25 protein-coding genes are annotated in these 25,051 nt (G+C 72.4%); 13 read left to right on the top strand and 12 right to left on the bottom strand.

Translation table 11 applies throughout. The features are described 5' to 3' along the window. Both VFC33_18410 and VFC33_18415 read right to left on the bottom strand, forming a co-directional pair. A partial coding sequence (locus VFC33_18410) for a hypothetical protein (GenBank protein HZR15214.1) occupies positions 1 to 1,173 on the bottom strand: 1,173 nt, incomplete at its 3' end. Positions 1,174 to 1,193: 20 nt separating this feature from the next. Continuing rightward, positions 1,194 to 3,509: a CoA transferase gene (locus VFC33_18415; protein HZR15215.1), complete on the bottom strand. Its 2,316-nt coding sequence runs from the start codon at positions 3,507 to 3,509 to the stop codon at positions 1,194 to 1,196. 277 nt (positions 3,510 to 3,786) lie between these two features. On the opposite strand from VFC33_18415, the gene VFC33_18420 reads away from it, so the two are divergent. Further along, complete coding sequence (locus tag VFC33_18420) at positions 3,787 to 4,956, top strand: amidohydrolase family protein (protein HZR15216.1); 1,170 nt, start codon at positions 3,787 to 3,789, stop codon at positions 4,954 to 4,956. 18 nt (positions 4,957 to 4,974) lie between these two features. On the opposite strand, the gene VFC33_18425 is transcribed toward VFC33_18420, so the two are convergent. Beyond that, positions 4,975 to 5,721: a MerR family transcriptional regulator gene (locus tag VFC33_18425; GenBank protein ID HZR15217.1), complete on the bottom strand. Its 747-nt coding sequence runs from the start codon at positions 5,719 to 5,721 to the stop codon at positions 4,975 to 4,977. 174 nt (positions 5,722 to 5,895) lie between these two features. On the opposite strand from VFC33_18425, the gene VFC33_18430 reads away from it, so the two are divergent. Then, complete coding sequence (locus tag VFC33_18430) at positions 5,896 to 6,045, top strand: hypothetical protein (protein HZR15218.1); 150 nt, start codon at positions 5,896 to 5,898, stop codon at positions 6,043 to 6,045. Between the two features lie 190 nt (positions 6,046 to 6,235). Here the strand turns inward: VFC33_18430 and VFC33_18435 are convergent, their stop codons facing one another. The 4 genes from VFC33_18435 to VFC33_18450 all read right to left on the bottom strand — a co-directional run bounded on the left by VFC33_18435 (position 6,236) and on the right by VFC33_18450 (position 11,019). After that, on the bottom strand, positions 6,236 to 6,691 hold the full coding sequence (locus VFC33_18435; protein HZR15219.1) for an OB-fold domain-containing protein: 456 nt from the start codon (positions 6,689 to 6,691) through the stop codon (positions 6,236 to 6,238). 1 nt (position 6,692) lies between these two features. Continuing rightward, entirely contained in the window at positions 6,693 to 7,847 is a 1,155-nt protein-coding gene (locus VFC33_18440; GenBank protein ID HZR15220.1) for a lipid-transfer protein, read from the bottom strand. A gap of 64 nt (positions 7,848 to 7,911) precedes the next feature. Further along, a complete protein-coding gene (locus VFC33_18445; GenBank protein HZR15221.1) occupies positions 7,912 to 8,757 on the bottom strand; it encodes an enoyl-CoA hydratase-related protein in 846 nt (281 codons plus the stop codon). A 12-nt stretch (positions 8,758 to 8,769) separates the two neighbouring features. Continuing rightward, a complete protein-coding gene (locus VFC33_18450) occupies positions 8,770 to 11,019 on the bottom strand; it encodes an acetate--CoA ligase family protein (protein HZR15222.1) in 2,250 nt (749 codons plus the stop codon). Positions 11,020 to 11,131: 112 nt separating this feature from the next. On the opposite strand from VFC33_18450, the gene VFC33_18455 reads away from it, so the two are divergent. The 9 genes from VFC33_18455 to VFC33_18495 all read left to right on the top strand — a co-directional run bounded on the left by VFC33_18455 (position 11,132) and on the right by VFC33_18495 (position 18,210). Further along, positions 11,132 to 12,337, top strand: coding sequence for an FAD/NAD(P)-binding oxidoreductase (locus tag VFC33_18455; protein HZR15223.1), 1,206 nt, complete (start codon positions 11,132 to 11,134; stop codon positions 12,335 to 12,337). A gap of 66 nt (positions 12,338 to 12,403) precedes the next feature. Further along, on the top strand, positions 12,404 to 12,760 hold the full coding sequence (locus tag VFC33_18460) for a hypothetical protein (protein HZR15224.1): 357 nt from the start codon (positions 12,404 to 12,406) through the stop codon (positions 12,758 to 12,760). Positions 12,761 to 12,786: 26 nt separating this feature from the next. Beyond that, a complete protein-coding gene (locus tag VFC33_18465; GenBank protein ID HZR15225.1) occupies positions 12,787 to 13,935 on the top strand; it encodes a glycosyltransferase family 4 protein in 1,149 nt (382 codons plus the stop codon). A gap of 21 nt (positions 13,936 to 13,956) precedes the next feature. Then, positions 13,957 to 14,568 (top strand): hypothetical protein, encoded by a 612-nt coding sequence (locus tag VFC33_18470; protein ID HZR15226.1) that lies wholly within the window; start codon positions 13,957 to 13,959, stop codon positions 14,566 to 14,568. Further along, positions 14,549 to 14,986: an SRPBCC family protein gene (locus VFC33_18475; GenBank protein HZR15227.1), complete on the top strand. Its 438-nt coding sequence runs from the start codon at positions 14,549 to 14,551 to the stop codon at positions 14,984 to 14,986. Before VFC33_18470 ends, VFC33_18475 begins: the two co-directional genes overlap by 20 nt. A 48-nt stretch (positions 14,987 to 15,034) precedes the next feature. Beyond that, a complete protein-coding gene (locus VFC33_18480) occupies positions 15,035 to 16,198 on the top strand; it encodes a TRC40/GET3/ArsA family transport-energizing ATPase (GenBank protein HZR15228.1) in 1,164 nt (387 codons plus the stop codon). Next, positions 16,195 to 16,440, top strand: coding sequence for a hypothetical protein (locus VFC33_18485; protein HZR15229.1), 246 nt, complete (start codon positions 16,195 to 16,197; stop codon positions 16,438 to 16,440). Before VFC33_18480 ends, VFC33_18485 begins: the two co-directional genes overlap by 4 nt. Next, the gene (locus tag VFC33_18490; GenBank protein HZR15230.1) at positions 16,437 to 17,375 is read left to right on the top strand and encodes an ROK family protein; all 939 of its coding nucleotides are present in this window, start codon (positions 16,437 to 16,439) and stop codon (positions 17,373 to 17,375) included. Before VFC33_18485 ends, VFC33_18490 begins: the two co-directional genes overlap by 4 nt. A 13-nt stretch (positions 17,376 to 17,388) precedes the next feature. Further along, on the top strand, positions 17,389 to 18,210 hold the full coding sequence (locus VFC33_18495; protein ID HZR15231.1) for an LLM class flavin-dependent oxidoreductase: 822 nt from the start codon (positions 17,389 to 17,391) through the stop codon (positions 18,208 to 18,210). Positions 18,211 to 18,277: 67 nt separating this feature from the next. Here the strand turns inward: VFC33_18495 and VFC33_18500 are convergent, their stop codons facing one another. The 5 genes from VFC33_18500 to VFC33_18520 all read right to left on the bottom strand — a co-directional run bounded on the left by VFC33_18500 (position 18,278) and on the right by VFC33_18520 (position 23,189). Continuing rightward, positions 18,278 to 19,609, bottom strand: a complete 1,332-nt coding sequence (locus tag VFC33_18500; protein HZR15232.1) for a glutamate decarboxylase — start codon at positions 19,607 to 19,609, stop codon at positions 18,278 to 18,280. A gap of 64 nt (positions 19,610 to 19,673) precedes the next feature. Next, positions 19,674 to 20,921 (bottom strand): aminotransferase class V-fold PLP-dependent enzyme, encoded by a 1,248-nt coding sequence (locus VFC33_18505; protein HZR15233.1) that lies wholly within the window; start codon positions 20,919 to 20,921, stop codon positions 19,674 to 19,676. 1 nt (position 20,922) lies between these two features. Beyond that, a complete protein-coding gene (locus VFC33_18510; GenBank protein ID HZR15234.1) occupies positions 20,923 to 21,603 on the bottom strand; it encodes a PaaI family thioesterase in 681 nt (226 codons plus the stop codon). Positions 21,604 to 21,616: 13 nt separating this feature from the next. Further along, the gene (locus VFC33_18515) at positions 21,617 to 22,429 is read right to left on the bottom strand and encodes a crotonase/enoyl-CoA hydratase family protein (protein HZR15235.1); all 813 of its coding nucleotides are present in this window, start codon (positions 22,427 to 22,429) and stop codon (positions 21,617 to 21,619) included. A gap of 46 nt (positions 22,430 to 22,475) precedes the next feature. Further along, a complete protein-coding gene (locus VFC33_18520; protein ID HZR15236.1) occupies positions 22,476 to 23,189 on the bottom strand; it encodes an HAD family hydrolase in 714 nt (237 codons plus the stop codon). 225 nt (positions 23,190 to 23,414) lie between these two features. Here VFC33_18520 and VFC33_18525 point away from each other — a divergent pair, with 225 nt between their 5' ends. Beyond that, on the top strand, positions 23,415 to 24,260 hold the full coding sequence (locus VFC33_18525; protein ID HZR15237.1) for an ABC transporter ATP-binding protein: 846 nt from the start codon (positions 23,415 to 23,417) through the stop codon (positions 24,258 to 24,260). Continuing rightward, positions 24,261 to 25,049, top strand: coding sequence for an ABC transporter ATP-binding protein (locus VFC33_18530; protein ID HZR15238.1), 789 nt, complete (start codon positions 24,261 to 24,263; stop codon positions 25,047 to 25,049). Positions 25,050 to 25,051: the final 2 nt, after the last annotated feature.

A 25,051-nucleotide genomic window follows, 5' to 3' on the forward strand; every position in this document is an offset into this window, starting at 1 on the left:
CGGCTCGGGTGCCGTCGCGCGTCTCGGTCCCTGTCTCGGGCCGGGCACGGCGACGAGCGACGCCGTCCCCGTGCCGATGCGCGTGCGGAGTGCGTGCGTCGCGCCGGTCTCGGGGACCACCGCGACGAGCCGCGGTCGGCGCGATCCCGTGTCGAGCACGAACAGCGTACGGCCGTCGGGCGACCACGCGACCGCGTGGAGGTCGAACGCGCGGACGCGCAGGCGTTGGGCCGCGCCGGTGTCGAGGTCGACGACCACGACCGAGCGGTCCGGACCGACGACCACGAGATCACGCCCGTCGCTCGAGACGCGCCCCAACAGCTCGGTGTTCATCGAGACGCCCGCCGCGAAGTAGGGGGACAGGAGCGGCGCGAGCGCGGGCTCGGCAAAGGAGCGGTCGGCGCCGCCGTCGACGTCGGTGACGACGAGCGGACAGCGTGTCGCGTCACACGCGCGCACCCACGCGACGCGCGTCCCACCCGCACCGATCACCCGGCCGTCGCGCACGAGCGTCGTGTCGCCGTCGAGCTCGTGGAAGCTCCACCCCGCGGTCACGAACCCATCTCGCAGCGCGGCGAGGGGCGACGGGTAGAGCGTGTCCCCGCTCGGTTCCTCCACGACGTGGCCGTGTACGTCGACCGCGAAGAGGTTGCCGCTACCGCTCTTGGCCAGGACCACATGACGGCCGTCGGGCGCGGCGACGAGCGCGTCCGCGCTCGTCGCGACCGGAACCGGCGTGCCGGCAAGGTCCGCAGGCACCAGGTACGTGGAGAGGACGGGGGAGTTCGGCGTGGAAGGGAGGGCGGCAACGAGCGCGTCGTGGGTCGCGAGCGTCAGGGTCACAGGGCCCGGTTGCGCGAGCGCGTCGTAGCGCGCGGTGCGTTCGGCACCCGTGTCGACGTCGACGCGCCGGAGCGTCGTGCCATCCGCGGTCACCAGCGCGGTGCCCGTCGCGAAGGGGAGCAGCGCGTGATGCCTGTGGTGCTCCGCGCGCACCGTCACGAGCGCGGCGACGGCGACAACTGCCACGACTGTCAGCGCGGCGATCGCATGCATGCGCCGCTCGTGCCGCGGGTGGGTGAGTGAAGGCGTGCGGGCGGCGGACGCGGGCTCCTCGCCGTCGAGGTCGATGACGACGAGGTCGTCGTCCTCCCCGCCGTGCGTGCCGCGCACGCGCCGGATGGTACGGCGCGCTACTCGACCGCGCCGTCGGCGCGGAGCTTCTCCTGCTCGTCGGGCGACAGGCCCAGCAGGTCGCCGAGGACCCAGTCGTTGTCCTGACCGAGCGTCGGGCCCGAACGGTCGTAGCCGCTCGGCGCGTCCGAGAGCCGGAACCCGTTGCGCTCGTAGAGGCCCGGCCCCATCACGGGGTGCGTGAGACGCACGAAGTGGTCGCGCGCTGCGATCTGCGGGTCGTCGTGGAGGTCCCCGAAGTCCTGGACCGGCACGGCCTCGATCCCGGCCGCCTGCAGCCGATCGGCGACCTCCTCACGCGTACGCGTGCGCGTCCACGCGGACACCGCCGCCTCGACCTCGTCGATGCGCACGCGGCGGGCGTCGAACGTCGCGAGCGACGGATCGTCCACACCGATGATCTCCGCGAGGCGGGCCCATTCGTCGTCGGTCCACGCGGCGATCGCGACCCAGCGGTCGTCGCCGGTGCACGGGAACGCACCGTGGGGCACGGCGCGCGACGACCGGTTGCCGTCGCGCACACCGATCACACCGTCGTGCTCGTACGCGAGCAGCCACGGCGTGAGCGACCACATCGCGGCCTCGACCTGCGACAGGTCGAGGTACACGCCCCGCCCCGTGCGCGCGCGGTAGAGCAGACCGGCCGCGAGCGCGGTCGACACGAAGCGGGGCGCGAGCGAGTCCGTGATCGTCCCGTGCGGGCCGACGGGCTCGCGGTCGGGCCATCCCGTCAGCCAGTTGAAGCCCGAAAGCGCGGACCCCTGGCTGCCGAACCCCGGGTAGTCGCGGTACGGGCCCGTCTGACCGTTCAGGCACGCGCTGATCATGACGAGGTCGGGCTTCTCGCGTGCGAGCGTGTCGTAGTCGAGCCCGAACCCGCGCATCGCGCGCGGCGCGAAGTTCTCGGCGACCGCGTCGGCCCACTCGACGACCAGTCGCTTCACCAGGTCGACCGCCGCGGGGTTCTTCAGGTTGAACGTGACGTTGCGCTTGCCGACGTTCAGGCCGTCGTACATCGGCGCGCCCTCGAGCCCATGCGGGTTGTCGGGCCCGAGCGCGTAGACGCGCAGGAAGTCGGGCCGGCTCTTCGACTCCACGCGCAACACCGTCGCACCGTGCTCGACGAAGTAGCGCGTCGCGATCGGCCCCGCCGCGCCCGACCCGAACTCGAGGATGTTGACCCCCGCCCAGGCCCCGAGCCCGTCACCGCGTTGGGACACTTTGTCGGCCATACGCCGCGTTTCTGTCCCAACGCGGGAAGGGGGTCGGGGTTCGGCCGGGGCCGCGTTCCCGTCCACGCTGCGGACCGCGACGAACGAGCGCGGGAACCGCTCGTAGTCGCCGACCGGACCGAAGAAGTCGCGGGCCTCGAGCTGCTTGCTCGCGTAGATCTCTTTCGGCGAGTTCGCGGGCGCGAGCATCAGGTTCGTCTCGCACGCGATCTCGTACAGCTCCTGGCTCGTGTGGCGCGCGAAGTACTCACCGACCGCGCGCTCGATCGCGGCGAGCTCCTCGTCGGTCGCGGTGTTGGGTGCGAACTCTGACCAGTCGCGCTCGGTCATCACCGTCGCCTCGATCCCGTCCGCGGCGACGAGCTTCGTGAGCGTCTCGAGGCTCGGCACGCGTGCCTTGCCCCCGCGCAGGCCGAACGAGACGTAGCCGTCGAGCGTCGGCCAGATCTCGCGCGTACGGCCGATGTTCGCCCCGCGACGCGACCCCCGGAACCCGGTCTTCGGGTAGTTGGCGGGCGCGGTCATGTTCGCGATCAGGACGACCTCCTGCATCGAGAGGTCGACGCGCTGCGGCCGGCCCGAGGCGAGCGCGGTCAGCGCGGCGAACGCGGCCTCGGGGGCGGAGTGCGCATAGCCCGACGGCTCGGTGCAGCGCACGGGCGCGCGATCGGGATCGCCCGTGCAGAACATGTTCCCGCTCGCGGCCATCACGCCGAGGTCCGACGCCCGCCACGACGCGCGCGGCCCGTCGAGACCGAACGGCGTGACGCTCACCCACACGGCGTGCGGCGCCCGCGCGGGGTCGATGCGCCACGCCCCGGGGTGCGTGGGCGTGTCGACGACGACATCGGCACGCGCGAGCAGCGCGTCGAGCTCGGCGTCGTCGGGTCCGGAGACGCGCACGTTCTCCTTGCCCGCGTTCCAGGCCGCGAACCGGTGCGTCTCCACGCGTAGCGGGTCGCCCTCGGGCGGCTCGACCTTCACGACGTGCGCGCCGAGATCGCCGAGGACCCGGCTCGTCATCGCGGCCGGCTCGGCCGCGAGGTCGACCACGAACACGCCTTCGAGCAGTCGCTCGGCCATCACGCTCCCGTCTGAGCCTTTGGTCGCGCTCGCAAGCTCCCCGCTCGCGCAGCCCCTGGTCGCGCGGCGCGAGCTCGCCGCTCGCGCACCTGACGCGGGCGTCACCCTAACGCCGGTTCCACGACCACTCGGGAGCACGGTTCTGACGGTGCATCAGAGTTGACACGCGCGTCAGGGAACTCCACAATCGGGACGCCGCTCGACGCCGCGCCCCGTCTCCCGTCGGGCGCTCCGGCGGCGCTCGAGATCGACGTGCGAGATCGAAAGGACGTGCTCCATGTCGAAGTACCGCATCGTCGACGCGGACTGCCACATCCTCGAGCCGCCCGACATCTGGAAGAACCACCTCCCGAAGAAGTACCAGGACAAGGCGCCGCAACTCGTGAAGGACGCCGAAGGCGGCGATGCCTGGCAGTTCGCCGGCGCGGCCGCGCCCGACCCGATCGGACTGACCGCGACGCCGGGCATGCCGTTCGACCAGTTCCGGTGGACGGGCGTCACCTACGACGAGGCGCGCCCCGGTTGCTACAACGGCGCGGAGCGCCTGAAGGACATGGACGCGGACGGCGTCGACGCCGAGTTCCTCTACGCGCCGCAGCGCACCATCGGGCACTTCCTTGGCGACGAGGACGACGACTTCGTGCTCGCCGGCGTGCAGGCGTACAACGACTTCCTCTTCGACGAGTTCTGCGCGCCCGACCCCACACGCCTCATCGCGCTCGCGCAGATCCCGTCGCTCGGGATCGACAGCGCGGTCGACGGCCTCCGCAAGGCGAAGGCGCGCGGCGCGAAGGGCGTCGTCGTGTCGAACTGGCCCTCGGGCAACAACGCGGTCTCGACCGCGGACGACCCGTTCTGGGCCGCGGCATGCGACGAGGGGATGCCGATCTCCATCCACATCAACGTCGTGTCGCGCGCGCAGCGTCAGGCGCAGCGCAAGGCCGCGTCACAGGGGACGCAGAGCATCTACGGCGGGAAGGGCGAGGCCGCGAAGGCGAAGGCCGTCGGCGGTCTCGGCAACGTCTTCTCGATGGTGCCGGCGAACATCTCCCAGATGATCTTCACCGGCGTGTTCGAGCGGTTCCCCGAGCTGCGGATCGCGTGGATCGAGACGGGCGTCGGGTGGATCCCGCACTTTCTCGAGATGATGGACGACAAGTTCTGGCGCAACCGGTCGTGGGGCGAGCTGCCGATCTCCGAGCCGCCCTCGACGTACTGGTACCGCAACATGTGCGCCTCGTTCATCACCGACCGCTCGGGCATCGACCTGCGCCACAAGGTCGGCGTCGAGAACATGATGTGGTCGAGCGACTACCCGCACCACGGCAACGACTGGCCGCACTCGCGCAAGGTGATCGAGGAGACGATGGGCGGCCTCCCGAAGGAGGAGCGCGAGGCGATCATCGGCGGGAACGCGGCCCGGGTCTTCCACCTCGACGACGCGTAGCGCGCCGCGCGTCGCGTCTCAGCGTTCGACGGCGGGGACCTCGTCGGTGACGTCGTCGCGCGAGTCGGCCTTTCCGTGCTCGGCACGCTCGCGCTCGACGGCGGCGAGGGTCAGGCGTTGCAGCGTGCGCTGGTGCACGTACTCGACGATGCGACCGACGATCGGCAGGAGGTTCGCCGCCGACGCCGCGGCCTGGTTCTGGAACGCCTCCAGCTCGCCCGGCTGCCACGCCGGTCCGCGCTCACCGCGGAACAGACCGACGACCTGCGACTGCATCTGCTCGACGCCGACGACATAGATGGACACGAGCTCGACGACGATGTCGGCCGGCAGTCCGACCTTGCGCAGCTCGGCCGCCGCGCGCAGCACGTCGAGATCGGCGCCGTCGTACGCGTCGCGGCCGAACTCGCCCGGGTCCCGCAGCAGCCCGACCTCACGGAACCGTTGCGCGAGGTCGCGCTCGAGCCCGGACCGCTCCACGAGCGTGTCGAAGTCGTAGTCGGGCCCGGTCGAGCCGAAGATCCCGTCGATCATCCCGGGGCGGTCGGCATCGAGCAGGGCCCGGATCGCGGCGAGCGAGAAGCGGCGCTCCTGCAGGTCGCGGATGCGCTCGAGCCGCTCCAGGTGCTCGGGGCCGTACACCTTCGTCCGGCCCGAGCGGGCGGCCGGGGGAAGGAGGCCCTCACGCTGGTAGAAGCGGATGGTGTCGACGGTCAGGCCGGCCCGGTGCGCCAGGTCGTCGATCCGCCACTGCGTCTCGGCCACGGGTCTCATGCTCGCGCCCCGCACCCGCCCTGTCGGTGACTCCCGTCACGTACTTGACAGTACGGACTGTGAGAGTAAATACTTTCAGGGAACACGCTCACGTGCCGATTGTTACACAGTACGAACACACAGTGCTTGTGCACCGCAGCGCAAGCTGAACGAGGACGAACGAGCATGACCGCAGCCCCGACCAGCATCGAGACCCGCCGGGAGGCCGAGCGCCGCCAGCACGCCCTCACGTGGGTGGCCCGCCAGCTCGAGTGGGAGCAGGTCCTCAACGCCCTGCGGGCCCGGCGTTCCGCCGTCGCCCGTCAGGCCGCCTGACGACACCAGATCCGCGGCGCGCACCACGCGCCCATCTGTTCTCGACGCCGCCGCGTCGGGTCCGCGCGAACTCCCCCTCCCGCGACCCGGCGCCCGGCGTCGTCTCGCGTAGCGAGCGGAGCGGATGGAGCGAGGCGCAGCCGAGCGGAAGGAGCCGAGCGGGAGCGGAGCGATCGACGTCGCGTCGTGATCAGACGGGCGTCCAGCGGGGGAACGTGACGTCGCCCACCGGTTGGAACACGACCCGTACCGGCATGCCGATCTCGATCGTCGCCCGGTCGACCTCGTTGATCGCGCCGTCCTCGGCGGGGACGAGGTTCCCGACGAAGCGGATCCCCGGCTCCTCGTCGAGCGCGACGACCACGACGTTGTAGGGCGCGAGCGCTCCGTACGCGGGGAGCAGCGGCGGGTGCGCGACGACGTAGGACCACACGGTGGCGCGTCCCGACGTCGGCTCCCACCGCCGCTCCGTGGAGTGGCAGTACGGGCACATCGGCCGGGGCGGCATGCGGCGACGTCCGCAGTTCCCGCACACCTGCACGAGGAGCTCGTGACGGGCGCACCCCTGCCAGAACTCGGCGCCCTCGTCCCCCTCGAGCAGCGGGAGCACGAAGCCCGACTGCTGACCGGGTTGCACGGCGGTCACGTCAGCTCCTCAGGACGAGCGCGCTCGTCGGTACGCCCTCGCCGCTCGTGACGAGGCAGTTGTCCGTCCCCTCGACCTGCGCGGTCGAGGTACCGCGCACCTGCCGGACGCCCTCGGTGATCAGGTTGAAGCCGTGCACGTACGCCTCGCTCATCCCCGCACCGGACGTGTTCACCGGCAGCCGGCCGCCGAGCTCGATCGCGCCGTCGTCGGTGAACGGTCCGCCCTCGCCGCGCTCACAGAACCCGTAGCCCTCGAGCGACAGGATGATCAGCGGGCTGAACGCGTCGTAGAGCTGGGCGACCTTGATGTCGGCAGGCGTGAAGTCCGACGTCGACCAGAGCTTGCGCGCGCACGCCCACGCGGGGCCCCGCAGCGGGTCGTCGGTGAAGTAGTTCGTCATCGTCTGGTGCTGCGGCGGGATGCTCTGCGCGAACGCGTGGATGTACGCGGGCTTGTTCGGCAGGTCACGCGCGCGCTCCGCCGACGTGATCACCGCGGCGAGCGCGCCGTCGGTCTCGAGGCAGTTGTCGAAGAGGCACAGCGGCTCGGAGATCCAGCGCGCCTCCATGTACTGCTCGCGCGTCAACGGTCGCTCGTACATGGTCGCTGCCGGGTTGCGGTTGGCGTGCTTGCGCGCCGCGAGCGCGACGTTGGCGAGGTGGTCGCGCGTGCCGCCGTACTCGTGCATGTACCGACGGGTGAGCATCGCGATCTCGTCGACGGGGCGCAGCAACCCGAACGGTCGCGACCACTGGTGGTCGCCGCCGACACGCTGCTCGATCTGGGCCCACGGCCGGCTCGTCGCGGCCGCCCGCTTGCGGGCCCGCCACGCGACGACGATCTCGGCCTGGCCCGTCACGACTGCCATCGCGGCCTGCCCGACGACGCCGCACCCCGCGCCGCCGCCGAAGCCGATCTGGCTGAACCACGTGATCTCACCCATGCCGACGTTGCGGGCGACGTCGACCTCGCGGTTCTGCTCCATGGTGTACGACGCCAGCCCGTCGACCTCCGACGGCGCGATGCCGCACCCGTCGAGCGCGTTCTTGATCGCGATGCACGCGAGCTCGAGCTCCGACTGGGGGAGACCCTTGCCGAGGGTCGTCTGCCCGATCCCGACGATCGCGGTCTTGTCGGTCAGCGGCCCGCTCATGCCGGGCGCGCTTCATGCGTCGAAGAACCGCGCTCAGCACGGCTTGCCGACGCATGAACGATCGTCACCATCCCTTGAACTCCGTCGGGCGGCGCTCCATGAACGCGGCGACACCCTCCTTGGAGTCCTCGGTGCCGCCGACGAGCTCGACGTAGGTGCCCTCTTCCCGCAGGAACGCGCCGCGGTCGAGCGTCGACGCGTCCTGCAGGAGGCGCTTCGCCCAGCCGATCGCCTTCGTCGGGCCGGACGCGAGCCGCTCGGCCCACTCCTTCGCGGTGTCCTGCAACTGGTCGGCGGGCACGACCTTGTTGACGATGCCGAGACGCTCGGCGTCCGTCGCCGACAGGTCGTCGCCGAAGAACACGAGCTCCTTCGCCTTGTGCAGCCCGACGAGGCGGGGGAGCAGGTACGCGCTGCCGCCGTCGGGGATCAGCCCGCGCCGCACGAACACCTGGATGATCTTCGCGTTCTCGGCCGCGATCACGAGATCCGACGCGAGGACGAGCATCGCCCCGCCGCCCGCCGCGGTGCCGTTGAGCGCGCAGACGATCGGCTTCTCGCAGTCCTGCATCGTCTCCATCAGCTGCTGGAAGCCCGCCTTCATCATGTTGATGGCGGTGCCGGGGACGCGCTCGGGCGCGCCCTCGGGCTGCGGCGCGGGATCCGGGCGCACCGCGAGGTCCGCGCCCGTGCAGAAGTGACGCTCACCCGCGGCGGTGAGGACGATCGCCCGCACGGCGAGGTCGGCGTGCGCGTCGCGGAAGTGCTCGATGAGCCGGTCGCGCACGTAGTACGGGATGGCGTTGCCGCTGTTCGCGCGGTTCAGCGTCAGCCACAGCACGCCGTTGTCGAGCCGCGACAGGAGCTCCTCGTCGGCCTTGTCGCGCACGGCATCGTCGACGATCTTCATTGGTTCCTCTCGCTACTTCTTGACCACGAGTGCATCAAGGGCGACCGCACCGCGCGGCCGCACGACGAGCGGGTTGACGTCGAGCTCGGCGACGTCGCCGGCGAGGTCGAGCGCGAGGCGCTGCACCTTCATGACGACGTCGACGAGCGCGCCGACGTCGACAGGCTTGCCGCCGCGCACGCCTTCGAGCAAAGGGAAGCCTTGCAGCTCGTGCAGCATGCGCTCGGCCTCGTCGCGGTCGAACGGCGGGACGCGGAAGGTGACGTCCTTCAGGACCTCGACGAAGATGCCGCCCAGCCCGACCATCACGACCGGCCCGAACAGCGGGTCCTGGGAGACGCCGACGACGGTCTCGACGCCGCCCGTCACCATCTCGGACACGAGCACGCCGTCGATGCGCACGCGCTTGCCGCCCGCGCGCCGTGCACGCGTCATGAGCTCGTCGTAGATCGCGCGCACCTGCTTGGCGGAGTCGACGCCGACCTTCACGAGGCCGAGGTCGCTCTTGTGCAGCAGGTCCGGAGACGACACCTTCATCACCACGGGGAACCCGAGCGACTGCGCGGCCCTCACCGCGGCCGTCGCGCTCTCGCACAGCACGTCGCGGGACGACTTGATGCCGTACGCCTTCAACACCTGCTTCGACGCGTGCTCCGACAACCCGTCGCCCGGCTCCGCGTCGCGGAGGATCCGGCGCGCCCTCTTCGCCGCGGGCAGCGGCTCGGTGGGCGCATCGTCGAACGGCGACCGGTAGCGCTGCGCGAACCGCCAGTAGTCGACGTAGGCCTTCACGGCTTGCACGCAGTTGTGGAACGTGCGGAAGACGGGCAGTTGCGACTGCAGGAGCACGTCGCGGTACGCAGGCTCGGTGCCGACGGGCGAGCCCCAGATCACGAAGATCGGCTTGTCCGTCGTCTGCGCGACCGCGACGAGGTCGCGCGCCAGCGGTTGCGACATCGTCTCGAGCGCGCCGGTGATCGGGCAGATGATCACGTCGACGTTCGGGTCGGCGACGATGAGGTCGAGGATCTTGCGGCCCTTGGGTGTCATCACCGGCGGTCCGCCGCAGTCGACCGGGTTGCTGACGCGCAGGTACGACGGGATGAGTCCGTCGTGCAGGGCGCGCTGCGTCTCCTTCGTCAGCTCGGGCAGTCGCAGTCCCGCGGCCGCGGCCATGTCCGCCATGTGCGCGCCCGTCCCGCCGGAGATCGCGTAGATCGCGACGCCGGGCTCTCTGGTCGCGCTGGTCGCGCTCGCAAGCTCGCCGCTCCCGCGAGCTCCCTTCGCACCCTTCGGGCTGCTCCGGTCGCCGCCTGACAGCCACGAAGGCAGCTCGCCGTCGCGGGGGCGGGTCCTCGCGAGCGCGGCCGCGGTGTCGAGCAGCTCGTCGAGACCGTCGACGCGCGTGATCCCGAACTGCCGGAAGACCGCGGACGTGACGGCGTCGGAGCCGGTCAGGTGACCGGTGTGGGCCTTCGCCATCGACGTGCCCTCGTCGGTGCGACCGACCTTGACGATCACCATCGGCTTGCGCAGCCGCGCGCAGTGGTCCGCCGCGAGCATCAGCGTGCGGCCGTCCTTGAAGCCCTCGATGTACGCGGCGACGACACCGACCTCGTCCTGGTCGGCGAAGTACGCGGCGAAGTCCGCGAACTCGAGGTCGACCTCGTTGCCCGTCGGGGCCCAGTGCGTGAGCCGGATGCCGATCTCCTGCCCCTGGAACACTGGACGGCCCTGGTGCCCGCTCTGGGTCACCAGCGCGATCGACGGGCCCGTGAGATCGGCGCGGAACTCCTCGAACGCGTTGAGGTTCGTGTTCGGTCCGAGCAGGCGGACGTCGCCGCTGCGCACGAGACCGTCGAGACGCGCCTCGAGCTTCTCGCCCTCGTCACCCGTCTCCGAGAAGCCGGCCGCGAAGATGACCGCGAACTTCGCCTTGCGCTGCAGCACCTCCTCGAACGTGTCGACGGCCGCGCCCGTAAGGATGATCGCGAGGTCGATGTCGCCGGGGACGTCGAACACGCTCCGGTAGACCTTCTCGCCGTAGATCTCGTCGTGCTCGGGGTGGACGGGCACGAACGTCGCGCCGTGCTGCTCGGACCACGCCTTGAACTTGCGGGTCATCGCGCCGTTCGGCTTGCTGAGGCTCTCCGACGCGCCGATGACGGCGACGGTCTTCGGGTGCAGGAACGCGTCGATGTCGACGTCGCGCAGGGCGAGCGGCCGACCGGACACGTCCACCGGGGCGGCGCTGGAAGGCATGGCGGACTCCGGGACGGTGGGCGGAAGAGTATGACGCCGGAGTCAGCAATCTCGCCAACGGGTGCGCCGCTAGGGTTTCCGCCCTTCGCGCGGGTGAACGGGGGAGAAATCGGTGTCGTTGCGGTCCGTCGTCGTCGTCGGCGCGTCGCTCGCGGGGCTGCGCGCGGTCGAGACGCTCCGGCACGAGGGCTACGACGGCCGGCTCGTGCTCGTCGGCGCGGAGCCGCACCTGCCGTACGACCGCCCGCCGCTGTCGAAGCAGGTGCTCGCGGGCGAGTGGGGCCCCGAGCAGCTCGCGCTGCGCCGGCAGCCGTTCGACGACCTGGACCTCGACTGGCGCCTCGAACGGCGCGCGACCGCGCTCGACCTCGGTACGCGCGAGGTCACGTTGCACGACGGCGAACGGCTGCCGTTCGACGGCCTGGTCGTCGCGACGGGCTCGACGCCCCGCACGTTGCCCGCGACGCCGCCGTTGGCCGGTGTCTTCACGCTGCGCACGATCGAGGACTCGCTCGCGATCGCCGAGCTGCTCGACGGGCGCCCGCGCGTCGTGGTCGTGGGTGCGGGCTTCATCGGCGCGGAGGTCGCGGCGACGTGTCGCGCGCGGGGGCTCGACGTGACGGTGCTCGAGGCGTTGCCCGCGCCGCTCGTGCGCGGCGTCGGTCCCGTCATCGGTGCGGTCCTCGGCGCGATCCACCGCGATCACGGCGTCGACCTCCGCTGCGGTGTCGGTGTCGCGGCGATCGAGGGAGACGGGCGCGTCGAGCGCGTGCGACTCGACGACGGCACGACGATCGACGCCGACGTCGTGGTGGTCGGCATCGGCGTGGTGCCCGAGACGCGATGGCTCGAGGGGTCGGGTCTGACGCTCGCCGACGGGGTCGTGTGCGACGAGACGTGCCTCGCCGCGCCCGGCGTCGTGGCCGCCGGTGACCTCGCCCGCTGGACGAACCCGCGCTTCGGCACCTCGATGCGTCTCGAGCACTGGACGAACGCGACGGAGCAGGGAGTCGCGGCCGCGCGGCGTCTGCTCGCCGGTGACGGACCGGGCGACCCGTACGCGCCGGTGCCGTTCGTGTGGTCGGACCAGTACGACGTGAAGATCCAGGTCGTCGGCCACGTGACCGGTGACGACGACGTCGAGATCGTCCACGGCACGACCGCGGAGCGGAGGTTCGTCGCGCTGTTCGGCCGCGACGGCTGCCTCACGGGCGCGCTCGGCTGCAGCCGGCCGCGCCAGCTGATGCAGTACCGGCGGATGCTCGCCGACGGACCCACCGCGTTCGACGGCGCCGTCGCCCACGCGCGCGCTGAATAGCCGCTCGCGCGCGAGCCGCGCGTGGATCCGCGATCGCGCACGATGCCGTCGGTACACTGCAGGCCCGTGCTCCCGGACGCCGTGCAGGACTTCGGCACGATTCCCGTGATGCCGCTGCTGTGCGGCCGGTGCGGGAACGTCCTCGACGAGATGAGCGTCGACGTCGGACGGGGTTGGGTGTTCTACCGCCCGCAGCTCGTCCCGCGCGGCGCGCCGGCCCGGCGCAGCCGGTTGCGACTTCGTGGGCCGCGTCGTCCGTGGGTCGCGTCCGGTCGCGACCTCCCCGGTGAGGCGATGACGTACACGTGCGCGACGCGCGCGTGCCGTTCGACGTACCGGCTCACGTACGAGGACCTGCGCGTCGCGGTGCTGCGCTCCGTGCGCGCCGGTCGCTCACGCGTGCTGCTCGGCAGCGACGTCTGACGCGTCGCGACGCCTCGTTCCACCCCTTGCCCTCGCTGCTCGTCACGAACGACTTCCCGCCCAAGCTCGGCGGCATCCAGTCGTACCTGTACGAGCTGTGGCGGCGGTTGCCGCCCGCGGACACGACCGTGCTGACGACGCCGTACGACGGTGACGCGGCCTTCGACACCGAGCAGCCGTACCGCGTCGTGCGCACGAAGCAGACGTTCCTGCTGCCGACGCCGTCGCTCACGCGCGACGTCGACGCGCTCGCGCGCGAGCTGCGTGCCGACGTCGTCTTCGTCGATCCGATGCTCCCGGTCGGCGCGATCGGTCCGCGCCTGCGCGCCGCGCCGTACGCCGTCGTCGCGCACGGCTCCGAGATCACCGTGTACGGACGGGTACCCGTCAGCGGCGCGGCCGGCCGGTGGGTGCTGCGTCACGCGGCGGCGGTCGTCGCGGCGGGGACGTATCCGGCGCGACAGGCGGAGCGGACGGCGCGGCGCGCGTTGCGCGGCGTCGTGGTGCCGCCCGGTGTGGACATCGATCGCTTCCGGCCTGCGGCGGACGCCGCCGAACGCGACTCGATTCGCGAGTCGTTCCCGTTGCCCGTCGCGCGACCGGTGATCCTCGGCGTCAGCCGGCTCGTGCCGCGCAAGGGGTTCGACGCGTTGATCGACGCCGTCGCGCGGCTCGACGACGAGGTGGTACTCGTCCTCGCGGGCGGCGGTCGCGACCGCGCCCGCCTCGAGCGGCGCGCCGCGGCGCGCGACGTCGCCGACCGCGTGAGGTTCCTCGGACGGGTCCCGGACGACCGCCTCCCCGCGCTGTACCGGGCCGCGGACGTGTTCGCGATGCCGTGCCGCGAGCGGTGGGGCGGCCTCGAGGCGGAGGGCTTCGGGATCGTGTTCCTCGAAGCCGCTGCGAGCGGGCTCCCCGCCGTCGCCGGTCGCAGCGGCGGCGCGCACGAGGCGGTCGCGGACGGCGTCACGGGTGTGGTGGTCGAGCCGCGCGACACCGCCGCGCTCGCGCGCGTGCTCGACGCCCTGCTGCGCGACGACGAGCGGCGTGGCGCGATGGGAGACGCGGGCCGGCGGCGCGCCGTGGACGAGTTCTCGTACGACGTCCTCGTCGGCCGGCTCGCGCCGCTTGCCGCGGGCGATCTCGACGTCGGTCCGCTGCTCGGAACGCGATGAGCATCCCGTAGCCTCTGCGGGGTGAGCGGGAAGCGGCGCCCGGCGGGCCGGCCGAAGCAACCGGCGACACGCACCGCGCCCGCGCCGGCGCGGGCCCGCACGCCGGGCGCGGCGCGGCCCGCATCCAAGACCGCGACGCAGCCCGTCCCGGTCGACGACCACCGCGGCGACCGGATCCTGGTCGCGTCGTGGGCCTCGGTCGGGCTGTTCGCGATCGTCGCGGTACCGGCGGCGGCCGGCCTCACGGCGTTCGACGACACCGCGATCGCGGTCGCGCTCGGCCTGTTCGCGATCGGGTTGCTCGTGTGGATCTGGTCGTTCGCGATCGCAGTGGCCCGCACGACGCGCGGCGACAACGTCGTCGTGTCGAACCTCTACTTCCTCGCGGGTTCGGCACCGCGGCGCGTGCAGTGGCACCTGTTCGGCGCGCTCGCCGCGTCGATCGCCGTCGCGGCGGGGACGGCGGCGTCGAACCCGTTCGGGGTCCTCGTCCCGATGCTGCCGCTCGGGTTCAACGGCCTCTGGGCGGCGCGCCACGGTGTCTTCCCGCCGCGTCCGGTGCGTGACGACCGCCGTCGGGGCGAGACTGTCGCGTCCCCGGGAAGGAGGCGTGGTGGCCGACCAGGTGAGTGAGCGGATCCGGACGGACGCGTCGCCGGCGCGCTGCTTCGAGGTCGCGACGGACTTCGAGCGCTACCCCGAGTGGGCGCGGGACGTGAAGGAGGCCGAGGTCGTCGAGCGCGACGCCGAGGGCCGCGGCACTCGGGTCGAGTTCCGGGCCGCCGCGATGGGGCGGACGATCCGCTACGTCCTCGCGTACGACTACGCCGACGCGCCGGGCACGTTCTCGTGGACACTCGTCGAGGGCGACATGCTCCGCCGGCTCGACGGCGCCTACCGCTTCGAGCCCGACGGCGGCGGCACGCGTGTCACGTACGACCTCGCCGTCGAGCTGTCGGTCCCGCTGCCCGGGATCATCAAGCGGCGCGCGGCCGGGTTGATCATGGGCAGCGCGCTGAAGGAGCTGAAGCGCGAAGTCGAGCGCGCGTGACCGTTTCGGCCTCGCACGAGTGACACGGCACTAGCCTCCCGCCGGTATATGCGCATCCTGCTCTTCACGGGCAAGGGCGGCGTCGGGAAGACGACCGTCGCGGCCGCGACCGCGCTGCTCACCGCGCGCGCCGGTCTGCGCACGATCGTGTGCTCGACCGACCCCGCGCACTCCCTCGCCGACGCGTTCGACGTCCCGTTGGGCGACGCCCCGACGCCAATCGCACGCGGCCTCCACGGTCAGCAGCTCGACGCCCGTGCCCGGCTCGAGGACGTCTGGGGCTCCGTGCGGGAGTACGTCGTGACGCTGCTCGACTGGGCCGGTGCCGGTGCCGTCGAGGCCGAGGAGCTGTCGGTCGTCCCCGGGCTCGACGAGGTGTTCGCGCTCGCGGACATCCGTGAGTTCGCGACGTCGGGCGAGTACGACGTCGTCGTCGTCGACTGCGCGCCGACCGCGGAGACCGTGCGGCTGCTGTCGCTGCCCGACGTCCTGGGCTGGTACATGGACCGCGTGTTCCCGGCCACGCGCAGCGTGACACGCGCGGTCCGCCCGCTGCTGTCGCGCGTGTCGACGCTTCCGGTCGCGGGTGACGACGTGTTCGGCGCGCTGCGGCGCTTCTACGACCGCCTCGACGGCGTGCGCGACCTCCTCACCGACGGTGACGTGACGAGCGCGCGCATCGTCGTCAACGCGGAGCGCGTCGTCCTCGCCGAGGCGCGCCGGACGTACACGTACCTGTCGTTGTTCGGGTACCACGTCGACGCGATCGTCGCGAACCGCCTGCTGCCCGACGCCGTTCGCGATCCGTGGTTCGCGACGTGGAAGGACTCGCAGGCCGAGCACCTCGACGCCGTGCGCGCCGCGTTCGTGCCCGTGCCCGTCCTGACCGCGGACCTCACACCCCACGAGCTCGTCGGCGCCGCGCGGTTGCGCGAGTTCGGTGACGCGCTCTACCGCGACCGTGCGCCCGAGGCGCGCCTGTCGACGGGCGAGCCGTTCCGCGTCGACGCGGTCGGCGACTCGCTCGTGCTGTCGATGCACCTTCCGTTCACCGAACGCGGTGACGTCGAGCTCGGCCGGGCGGACGGCGAGCTCCTGCTCGCGGTCGGGTCGTACCGGCGGGCGCTCGTCCTCCCGGACAGCCTGCGCCGCCGCGACGTCGTCGGCGCGCGGATGAACGGCGACCGTCTCGAGGTGGAGTTCGCGTCATGACGGTCCACGACGACGAGGCCCGCACACCGGCCTGCGACGCCTGCCCGCTCGGGTTCCTCGCCGGCGTCCTCCGTGACGCGCAACCGGAGACGACCGTCCACCTCCTCGCCGCGACGCGCGAGCTGCTCCTCGCGCTCGAGACCGTCGTGCGTGCCGCGGAGCAGCAGCTCGATCGGCGCACGGAGCCGGTCGGGGCAGCACCGGAGGCGCAACCGCGCGTGCGGCGCATCGACATCGCGTGACGCCGACCATCGGGATCGACGTCGGCGGCACGAACGTCCGCGGCGCGGTCGTGACGAGCGACGGTGAGGTGGTCCGCGAGCGTCACCGTCCGACGCCCGACGGCGAGCGCGAGCTCGTCGACGCGCTCCTGGGTGTCATCGCGGATCTCCGCGACGACCCGCCGGACGTCGCGGCCGTCGGAGTCGGCATCGCCGGGCTCGTCGACTTCGACGGCGTCGTGCACTACGCGCCGAACATCCACGGGATCCTCGGCGTCCCGTTGCGCGACGCGCTCACCGACGCGACCGGGTTGCCCGTCGTCGTCGACAACGACGCGAACGTCGCCGCGTGGGGCGAGGCCCGCTTCGGCGCGGCGGCCGGCTGCAACAACTGCCTGCTCATCACGTTGGGGACCGGCGTCGGCGGCGGGATCGTGACCGACGGTCACCTGTACCGCGGCGGCCACGGCTTCGCCGCCGAGATCGGCCACTTCCAGGTCGACCCCGACGGGCCGTTGTGCGCGTGCGGCGAGCGCGGGCACTGGGAGGCGATCGCGTCCGGCACCGCGCTCGGCCGGATGGCGCGCGAGGCGGCGGCCGCGGGCCACGCCCCGAGCGTGGTCGAGGCCGCGGCCGGCAACGTCGACGCGATCACCGGGTACCACGTGACCGCGGCCGTCCGTGCCGGGGCACCGGACGCGCGCGCGCTCGTCACCGCGTACGCGACGAACGTCGCGATCGGCCTCGCGGGTCTCGCGAACATCCTCGACCCGACGCGCATCGTCGTGTCGGGCGGGCTCATCGAGATGGGCGAGACGCTGCTGCGGCCGATGCGGGACGCGTTCACGGGACGGATCGAGGGCGCGGCACGCCGACCGCAGCCCGAGATCGTCGCGGCGACGCTCGGCGAGAAGGCCGGGATGATCGGCGCGGCCGCGCTCGCGATGCTCGCGTGAAGCGGCGCGCGGGATGAACATCGGGATCACGTTGCCGTCGTTCCGCGCGGACGCGGAGCCGGCGCTCGCGGTCGCGGCGGCGGCCGAGCGGTCCGGGCTCGACGGCGTCTTCGTGTACGACCACCTCTTCCGGACGGGCCGCGACGGCAGGCGGCGCCCCGCGCTCGAGTGCGCCGGGCTGCTCGGTGCGATCGCGCAGGACACCGCGACGATCGCGGTCGGGACGCTCGTCGCGCGCGCCACGTTGCGACCCCCGGCCGTGCTCGTCCACGCGCTCGCGACCGTGCACCGCATCGCAGGCGACCGGTTGATCGCGGGACTCGGCGCGGGGGACTCCGAGAGCCGACCCGAGAACGAGTCGTTCGGGCTCGGGTTCGGGACCGTCGAGTCGCGCGTGGGCGCGCTCCGTCTGACGGTCGAGGCGGCGCGCGAGCACCGGTACCGGGTCTGGGTCGGGGGCGAGGCGGTGAACGTCGGTCACGTCGCGGCGGAGTCCGACGGCTGGAACCGTTGGGGTGTGCCGAACGCGACGTTCGCGCGCGACGCGGAGCTGGTGCGCGAGATGGTGGAAGGCGTGGGGCGCGACCCGTCGCGATTCGACCTGACCTGGGGCGGGCTGGTCGTCGTCGCGGAGACGGACGCGGCCGCGGCCGCGAAGGCGGAGCGGTTGCAGCCGTCGACGGGAACGCTCGTGGGTGGCCCGGAGCGGGTCGCCGACGCGCTGCGCGAGCTCGCGCTGGTCGGCGCGACGTGGGTCATCCTCGGACCCGTCGACTCCGCCGACCCGGAGAACGCGTCGATCCTCGGCGAGGCGGTCGCCCCCCTGCTCACCTGACCGAGGCGTCCATGCGTCGCCGGCCGGGCGTGGAGCCAGGCGAGCGGCGCATGGACGATTCCCCGGGTCAGTGGTGGAACGCGGCGTCCGGTTCCGACAACGGCGCGGCCTGGCGCTCGAGCTCGGTGACGGCGTGGCGCAGGTCGGTGACGAGCTGGTCGCCGAGGTCGGCACTGAACCCGTTGCGGACCACGACGCGCAGCACGTGGACGTCGCCGAGCGCGGGCGGCAGGGGGTATGCGGGCACGAGCCAGCCGCGCTCGCGCAGCGCGCGTGAGACGTCGTAGACGGAGTAGCGCGTCACGTCGTCGCGGACGCGGAAGGCGAACACGGGGATGTGCTCCGCGTGCGTCAGGAGCTCGAACGGCCCGAGTGCGCCGATCCCGGACGCGATGCGGCGGGCGACGTCGCGCGTCGCGCGCTGCACGCGCTCGTACCCGTCGCGGCCGAGGCGGAGGAAGTTGTAGTACTGCGCGACGATCGGCGCGCCGGGGCGCGAGAAGTTCAGCGCGAAGGTCGCTTCCGAGCCCCCGAGGTAGTCGACCGAGAAGACGAGGTCGCGCGGCAGCGCGGCCTCGTCGCGCCAGACGATCCAACCGACGCCCGGGTACACGAGCCCGTACTTGTGGCCCGACGCGTTGATCGACGCGACGCGCGCGAGCCGGAAGTCCCAGTGCAGGTCGGGATCGAGGAACGGCGCGACGAACCCGCCCGACGCGGCGTCGACGTGGATCGGCACGTCCGGGCCGCCCGACGCCGCGAGCGCGTCGAGCTCCCGTGCCATCTCCGCGATCGGCTCGTAGCTCCCGTCGAACGTCGAGCCGAGCACGCCGACGACGCCGATCGTGCGCTCGTCGCAATGGTGCACGGCTTCCGTCGCCGTGAGGTGGCGGCGGCCGCGGGCGAGCGGGACGAGGCGCGGCTCGACGTCGAAGTACCGGCAGAACTTGTCCCAGCAGACCTGGACGTTCGCACCCATCACGATGTTGGGCCGATCCGTCGGCAGACCGACGGCGCCCCGCCCCGCCCGCCATCGCCACTTGAGGGACAGCCCCCCGAGCATCGCGGCTTCGCTCGATCCCGTCGTCGAGCAGCCGACGGCGGCGCCGCCTTCCTCGGGCGCGTTCCACATGCGGGCGAGGATGTTGACGCAGCGGCGCTCGATCTCCGCGGTCTGCGGGTACTCGTCGCGGTCGACCATGTTCTTGTCGGCGCACTCGGCGAGCAGCGCGGCGGCGTCGGGCTCCATCCAGGTCGTGACGAACGTCGCCAGGTTCAGCCGCGCGTTGCCGTCGAGCATCAGCTCGTCGCGCACGATCTGCGCGGCGAGCGACGGCGGCAGCTCCCCGCGGGGCAGCTCGTAGCGCGGGATGCCGACATCGGCGATGCCGGCGTACATCGGGTTGACCTCGAGCTGCGCGTCGCGGTCGTCGACGGGGACGCGGTGTGACAGGGGCATGGCGCTACTCCATGGTCGAGTACTGCGTCGTGCGGTCGTCGCTGTGCGCGCCGGCGAGTCGTCCCACGAGCTCGCGGACGTCCTCCAGCAGCGGGTCGATCGCGGGCGCGTTCCCCGCGCTCACCGTCGCGTGGAGGCTGTCCGGCGGCGTCTGGCGGTCGAAGAACCAGCCGCGCGTCGCGAGCGCGTCACCGAGCGCGAACGCGTCGAAGGAGCCCGGGTCGCGCGCGCCGAAGCACACGATCTGCGCGTCGGGCTCGCCGCGCACGTCGAGCGGATCGATCGCCCGGATCCCGCGCGTCAGCCGAGCCGCGGCGTCGAGCGCGCGCTCGGTGAGCCGTGTGTAGCCCGCCTCGCCGAGGTAGTGGAGGACGGCCCACGCGGCTGCGATCGGTCCCGCGGCGCGCGTCCCGAGCAGGTTGGGTGACGCGTAGAGGCCGCCGAGCCAGTCGTTGAACACGAACGTCTGGTAACGGCGGAGCTGCTTGGTGCGGTGCACGATCACCGACGCGCCCTTCGGCGCGTAGCCGAGCTTGTGCACGTCGGCCGAGATGGACGTCACGCCGTCGACGCGGAAGTCCCACGGCCGGACGTCGCGACCGAGCCGCTCCGCGAACGGCAGCACGAAGCCACCCATGCACGCGTCGACGTGGCAGCTCGCACCGACGCTCGCCGCGAGCCGCGCGATCGCGGGGATGTCGTCGATGACCCCCTGCGGGTACTGCGGTGCAGAGCCGACGACGAGCACGGTGCTCTCGTTCACGGCCGCTGCCATGGCGTCGACGTCGGCGCGCCAGTCGTCGCGCACGGGCACGACGCGCGTGCGGACGCCGAAGTCGTGCGCGCCCTTGTGGAACGCCGCGTGCGCGCTGCGGGCCAGGACGACCTCCGGCTCGGTGATCCCGCGCTCGGCGCGACCGCGCTCCTTCGCGGCCTTGACCGCGACCAGGATGCTCTCCGTCCCGCCCGAGGTCATGAAGCCCGCGGCGTCGTCGCCGCCGTGGACGAGGTCGGCGACGCAGCGCACGACGTCGGACTGCATCCGGGCGAGGCTCGGGAACGCGTTCGTGTTCAGTGCGTTCTCGCTGAGGTACAGGTCGTGGGCCGCACGCGCGACGTCGCGCACGTCCTCGCCGCCGTCGTACACGAGGCTGAAGCACCGTCCCGCGCGCCAGTCGACGTCGTGCTCGCGCATCGCGGCGAGCTCGCGCAGGACGTCCTCCGCGGGGATGCCGTCGCGAGGCAGCGCCACGTCAGCTCGCGGACCCGCGCCCGTACGCGGGGCGGTCGCCGAAGTACTCGCGGACGCGCTCCGGCGACGGTCGCACGAAGAGCCCCTCGGACTCCGCCGTCGTCGTGCCGTCGACCAGCAAGCGGGCGCGCGTCACGATCCGGCGCCCCTCGACCTTCTCGACCCGGCCCTCGACGCGCACCGGCCGCGCGAGCGGGGTGGGACGCCGGTAGCGGATCGTCAGCCGTCCCGTCATCCCCGCGTATCCCGCGACCGCGTTCGTGATGCCGAGGATCTCGTCGAACGTGAGCGCGACCCATCCGCCGTGCACGTAGCCGGGCGGGCCCTCGCACGCGACAGGGAATTCGCCGCGCGCGACGACGCTCCCGTCGCCGGCGACCTCCCAGCCGAGCGGTGGTGCGATCGGGCTCGCGTGCCCGACGACCGGGCTGCGGGGGAGGTAGTCGTCGTGGGATTCCGGTGGCGTCTCGCCGCTGCGTCCGTACGCGTGTCCGGCCTCGGCGCGCACGTGCTCCGCGACGCGCGTGATGTCGCGCGCCGCGGCGTCGAGCACGGCGTCGTCCACCGCGAGCGTGCCGAGGACCGCGTCGACGAGGTCACGCGCCGCGCCGGCCAGCCGGACCCGAGCTGGCGTCGCGAACCCGGCGGGCGCGGCACCGGCGGCGGTGTCATCGATGTCCACGAGGCGCGAGGTCTCAGCGGCCCTTGAAGACAGGCGGCCGCTTCTCGGCGAACGCGCGCGGGCCCTCCTTCGCGTCCTCGCTCGCGAAGACCTCCCAGCCGATCTTGTCCTGGATCGCCATCGCCTCCGCGTCGGGCAGGCCCTCGGTCTCGCGCCACGCGCGCAGGATCGCCTTCGTCGAGAGCGGCCCGCACTGCGCGACCTGCTCCGCGACCGCGCGCGCGGCCTGCAGCGCGGTGCCGTCCGGGACGATCCTGCCGATGAGGCCGATGTCGAGCGCCTCGCGCGCCGTCACCGGCCGTGCGCTGAGGAGGATGTCCATCGCGATCGTGTAGGGGATCTGGCGCGGGAGCCGGATCGACGAGCCGCCGAGCGGGAACAGGCCGCGCTTCGCCTCCCACACGCCGAACGTCGCGTTTTCGCCCGCGATGCGGATGTCGGTCCCCTGGAGCATCTCGGTGCCGCCCGCGACGGCGTACCCCTCGACGGCCGCGATCAGCGGCTTGCTGAGGCGGTAGTCGCGCAGGAGCCCCTTCCAGTGGAGGTTCGACTCCTCGGACATCCGGCGGCGGACGCGTTCGTCCTCCGAGGGCGTCCCCACCGCGACGAGGTCCATGCCCGAGCTGAACGTCCCGCCCGCGCCGGTGAGGATCGCGACCCTGACCTCGGGCTCCTCGTCGACGTAGGTGAACCCGTCCGCGAGCCCGACGAGCATGTCCGAGCTGAGCGCGTTGCGCTTCTCGGGGCGGTTCATGGTCAGCGTCACGACGGGACCGTCGCGCTCGACGATGCAGTGCCGGGTGGAGATCTCTTCGAGGACGGGCATCGCGCGGCTCCTGGTCGACGGGCGGGCGGGGAACGGAGGGCCGACTCTAGGTTTTGGCGCCGCCCGCCTGCCGGGACGCCACGACCAGGTCGACGACCTCCGCGAGGCTGCGCACACGGGTGACGTCCAGCTCCGCGTGCAGGTCGAGCGGATCGAGGAGCACGGGCCGGATGCCGGCGGCGAGCGCGCCGTCGACGTCGGCACCAGGCGTGTCGCCGACGTGGATCGCGTGCGCGGCGTCCACGCCGAGACGCTCGAGCGCGACGTGGAAGATGCGCGGATCGGGCTTGGCGAAGCCGACGACGCTGGAATCGAGGATCGCGTCGACGCACACGCCCGTGCCCGCGCCGAGCTGGCACACGCGGCGCTCACGCAGCAGCGTCTCGACGGTGCCGTCCGAGTTCGACACGATCGCCAGCTTCACACCGAGATCCGCGAGCGCGGCGAGCGCGTCGACGGCGCCGGGAACGAGGCGTGTCCAGACGCTGCTACTCGCCCACTCCTGCATCAGCACGCCGATGGTGTCGACGAGCCGCGCGTCGTCGACGCCGCACGCGCGCGCGTACGCCTCGTGGTAGGTGGTCCACGTCGCGTCGTCGCCCTCGCGGAACTCGCGGATCGCGGCGACCCCGGCGTAGTGCGCGCGGTCGAACGCGTCTTGGTCGACCGCGACACCGGCCCGCTCCACCAGCGGGGCGAGCCGTTCCGGTGACGGCAGGAAGAAGACGCCGCCGACGTCGAGCAGCACTGCTTCGATCACGGACCGAAGCGTAAGTGAGCGAGCAGATCGAGCGACGAGATCGAGACATGCGGCAACCGGGTGGCGGGGCACCTGGGGCAGGGGCAGGGTCGCCTCCCGGTCGCCGCATACGTTCAACGCCGCTGCTCGCACCGATGTTCCACGCGCTCGCCCGCGTGCTCGGGTCGCTCACCGAGCACGCACAGAAGTCGCGGACGGTCACGTCGAGCCGGGCATACTTCCCCCGTGCGCGACCCCCGCGACGTCGTCGACACCGACCCCGCTCGTGCTGCCGACGGAGAGCCGGTCCTCGCCGTCGCGAACCTCGAGGTCGTCTACGGCGGTTCGATCGTCGCGCTGCGCGGGGTGAGCCTCCGGGTACGCACCGGGACCGTCGTCGCGCTGCTCGGCGCGAACGGCGCCGGGAAGACGACGTTGCTGCGCGCCGTGTCCGGGTTGCTGCCCGTCCATCGCGGCGAGGTGACACGGGGCACGGTGCTCCTCGACGGCGAGCGCATCGAGCGCGCCGCCGCGCCGCAGATCGTCCGGCGCGGGCTCGGTCAGGTGATGGAGGGCCGCCGCATCTTCGGGGAGCTGACCGTCGACGAGAACCTGCGTGCCGGCGCGTTCACGCGCAGTGACCGCGGCTCGGTGCGCGAGACGTACGAGTACGTGATGTCGTTGTTCCCGGTGCTCGCGCAGCGCCGGTCGTCGACGGCGGGCTACCTGTCGGGTGGCGAGCAGCAGATGCTCGCGATCGGTCGCGCGCTCATGGCACGCCCGCGGGTGCTGCTGCTCGACGAGCCGTCGCTGGGGCTCGCGCCGCTCATCGTGCAGCAGATCCGCGACATCGTCGCCGAGATCAACAAGGCGGGAACGAGCGTGCTGCTCGTCGAGCAGAACGCGACGATGGCGCTGTCGATCGCGCACTACGGCTACATCCTCCAGAACGGCCGTGTCATGAAGGACGCGCCGGCCGAGGAGCTGCTCGCCGACGAGGAGGTGCGCGACTTCTACCTCGGCGTCGGCGAGCGGGGGCGCCGGTCGTTCCGCGACCTGAAGCCGCGCCGCCGTCACCGTTGGAGCGCGTGAGTGACTGCCGACGGGCACACCGGCGCGCCGCTCCTGGTCGTGCGCGACGTGACCCTCCGCTTCGGCGGCGTGACCGCGCTGTCCGACATCTCCTTCGAGGTCGCCAGCGGCGAGCTCTTCGCGATCATCGGGCCGAACGGCGCGGGCAAGACGTCGATCTTCAATTGCCTCAGCGGCACGTACCGGCCGCAGACCGGGAGCATCCGTCTCGACGGTGAGGAGCTCGTCGGCCGGCGCCCGCCGACGATCGCGCACCTCGGCGTCGCGCGCACGTTCCAGAACATCGGGCTGTTCACGAACCTCGACGTGATCGAGAACCTGATGCTCGGGCGCCACCACCTGATGCGGACCGGGTTCCTCGCGGGGATGGTGTGGCTCGGTCGCGCGAGGCGCGAGGAGGTGGTGCACCGCCGCCGCTGCGAGGAGATCGTCGAGCTCCTCGATCTCGGTGCGTACCGTCGCCAGCCCGTCGGTCTGCTCCCGTACGGCGTCCAGAAGCGCATCGAGCTGGGGCGCGCGCTGGCGATGGAACCGCGGTTGCTGCTGCTCGACGAGCCCGTCGCGGGCATGAACCTCGAGGAGACCGAGGACATGGCCCGCCACATCGTCGCGATGCCCCGTGAGCTCGGCATCGCGACGATCCTCGTCGAGCACGACATGCACCTCGTCATGGACATCGCCGACCGCGTGATGGTCGTCGACTTCGGCGAGGCGATCGCGCTCGGCGACCCGGTTGCCGTGCAGTCCGACCGGCGCGTCATCGACGCTTACCTCGGGCAGCCGGGGTGACA

It is taken from the genome of Acidimicrobiia bacterium (assembly GCA_035651955.1).
Taxonomy (GTDB): domain Bacteria; phylum Actinomycetota; class Acidimicrobiia; order IMCC26256; family JAMXLJ01; genus JAMXLJ01.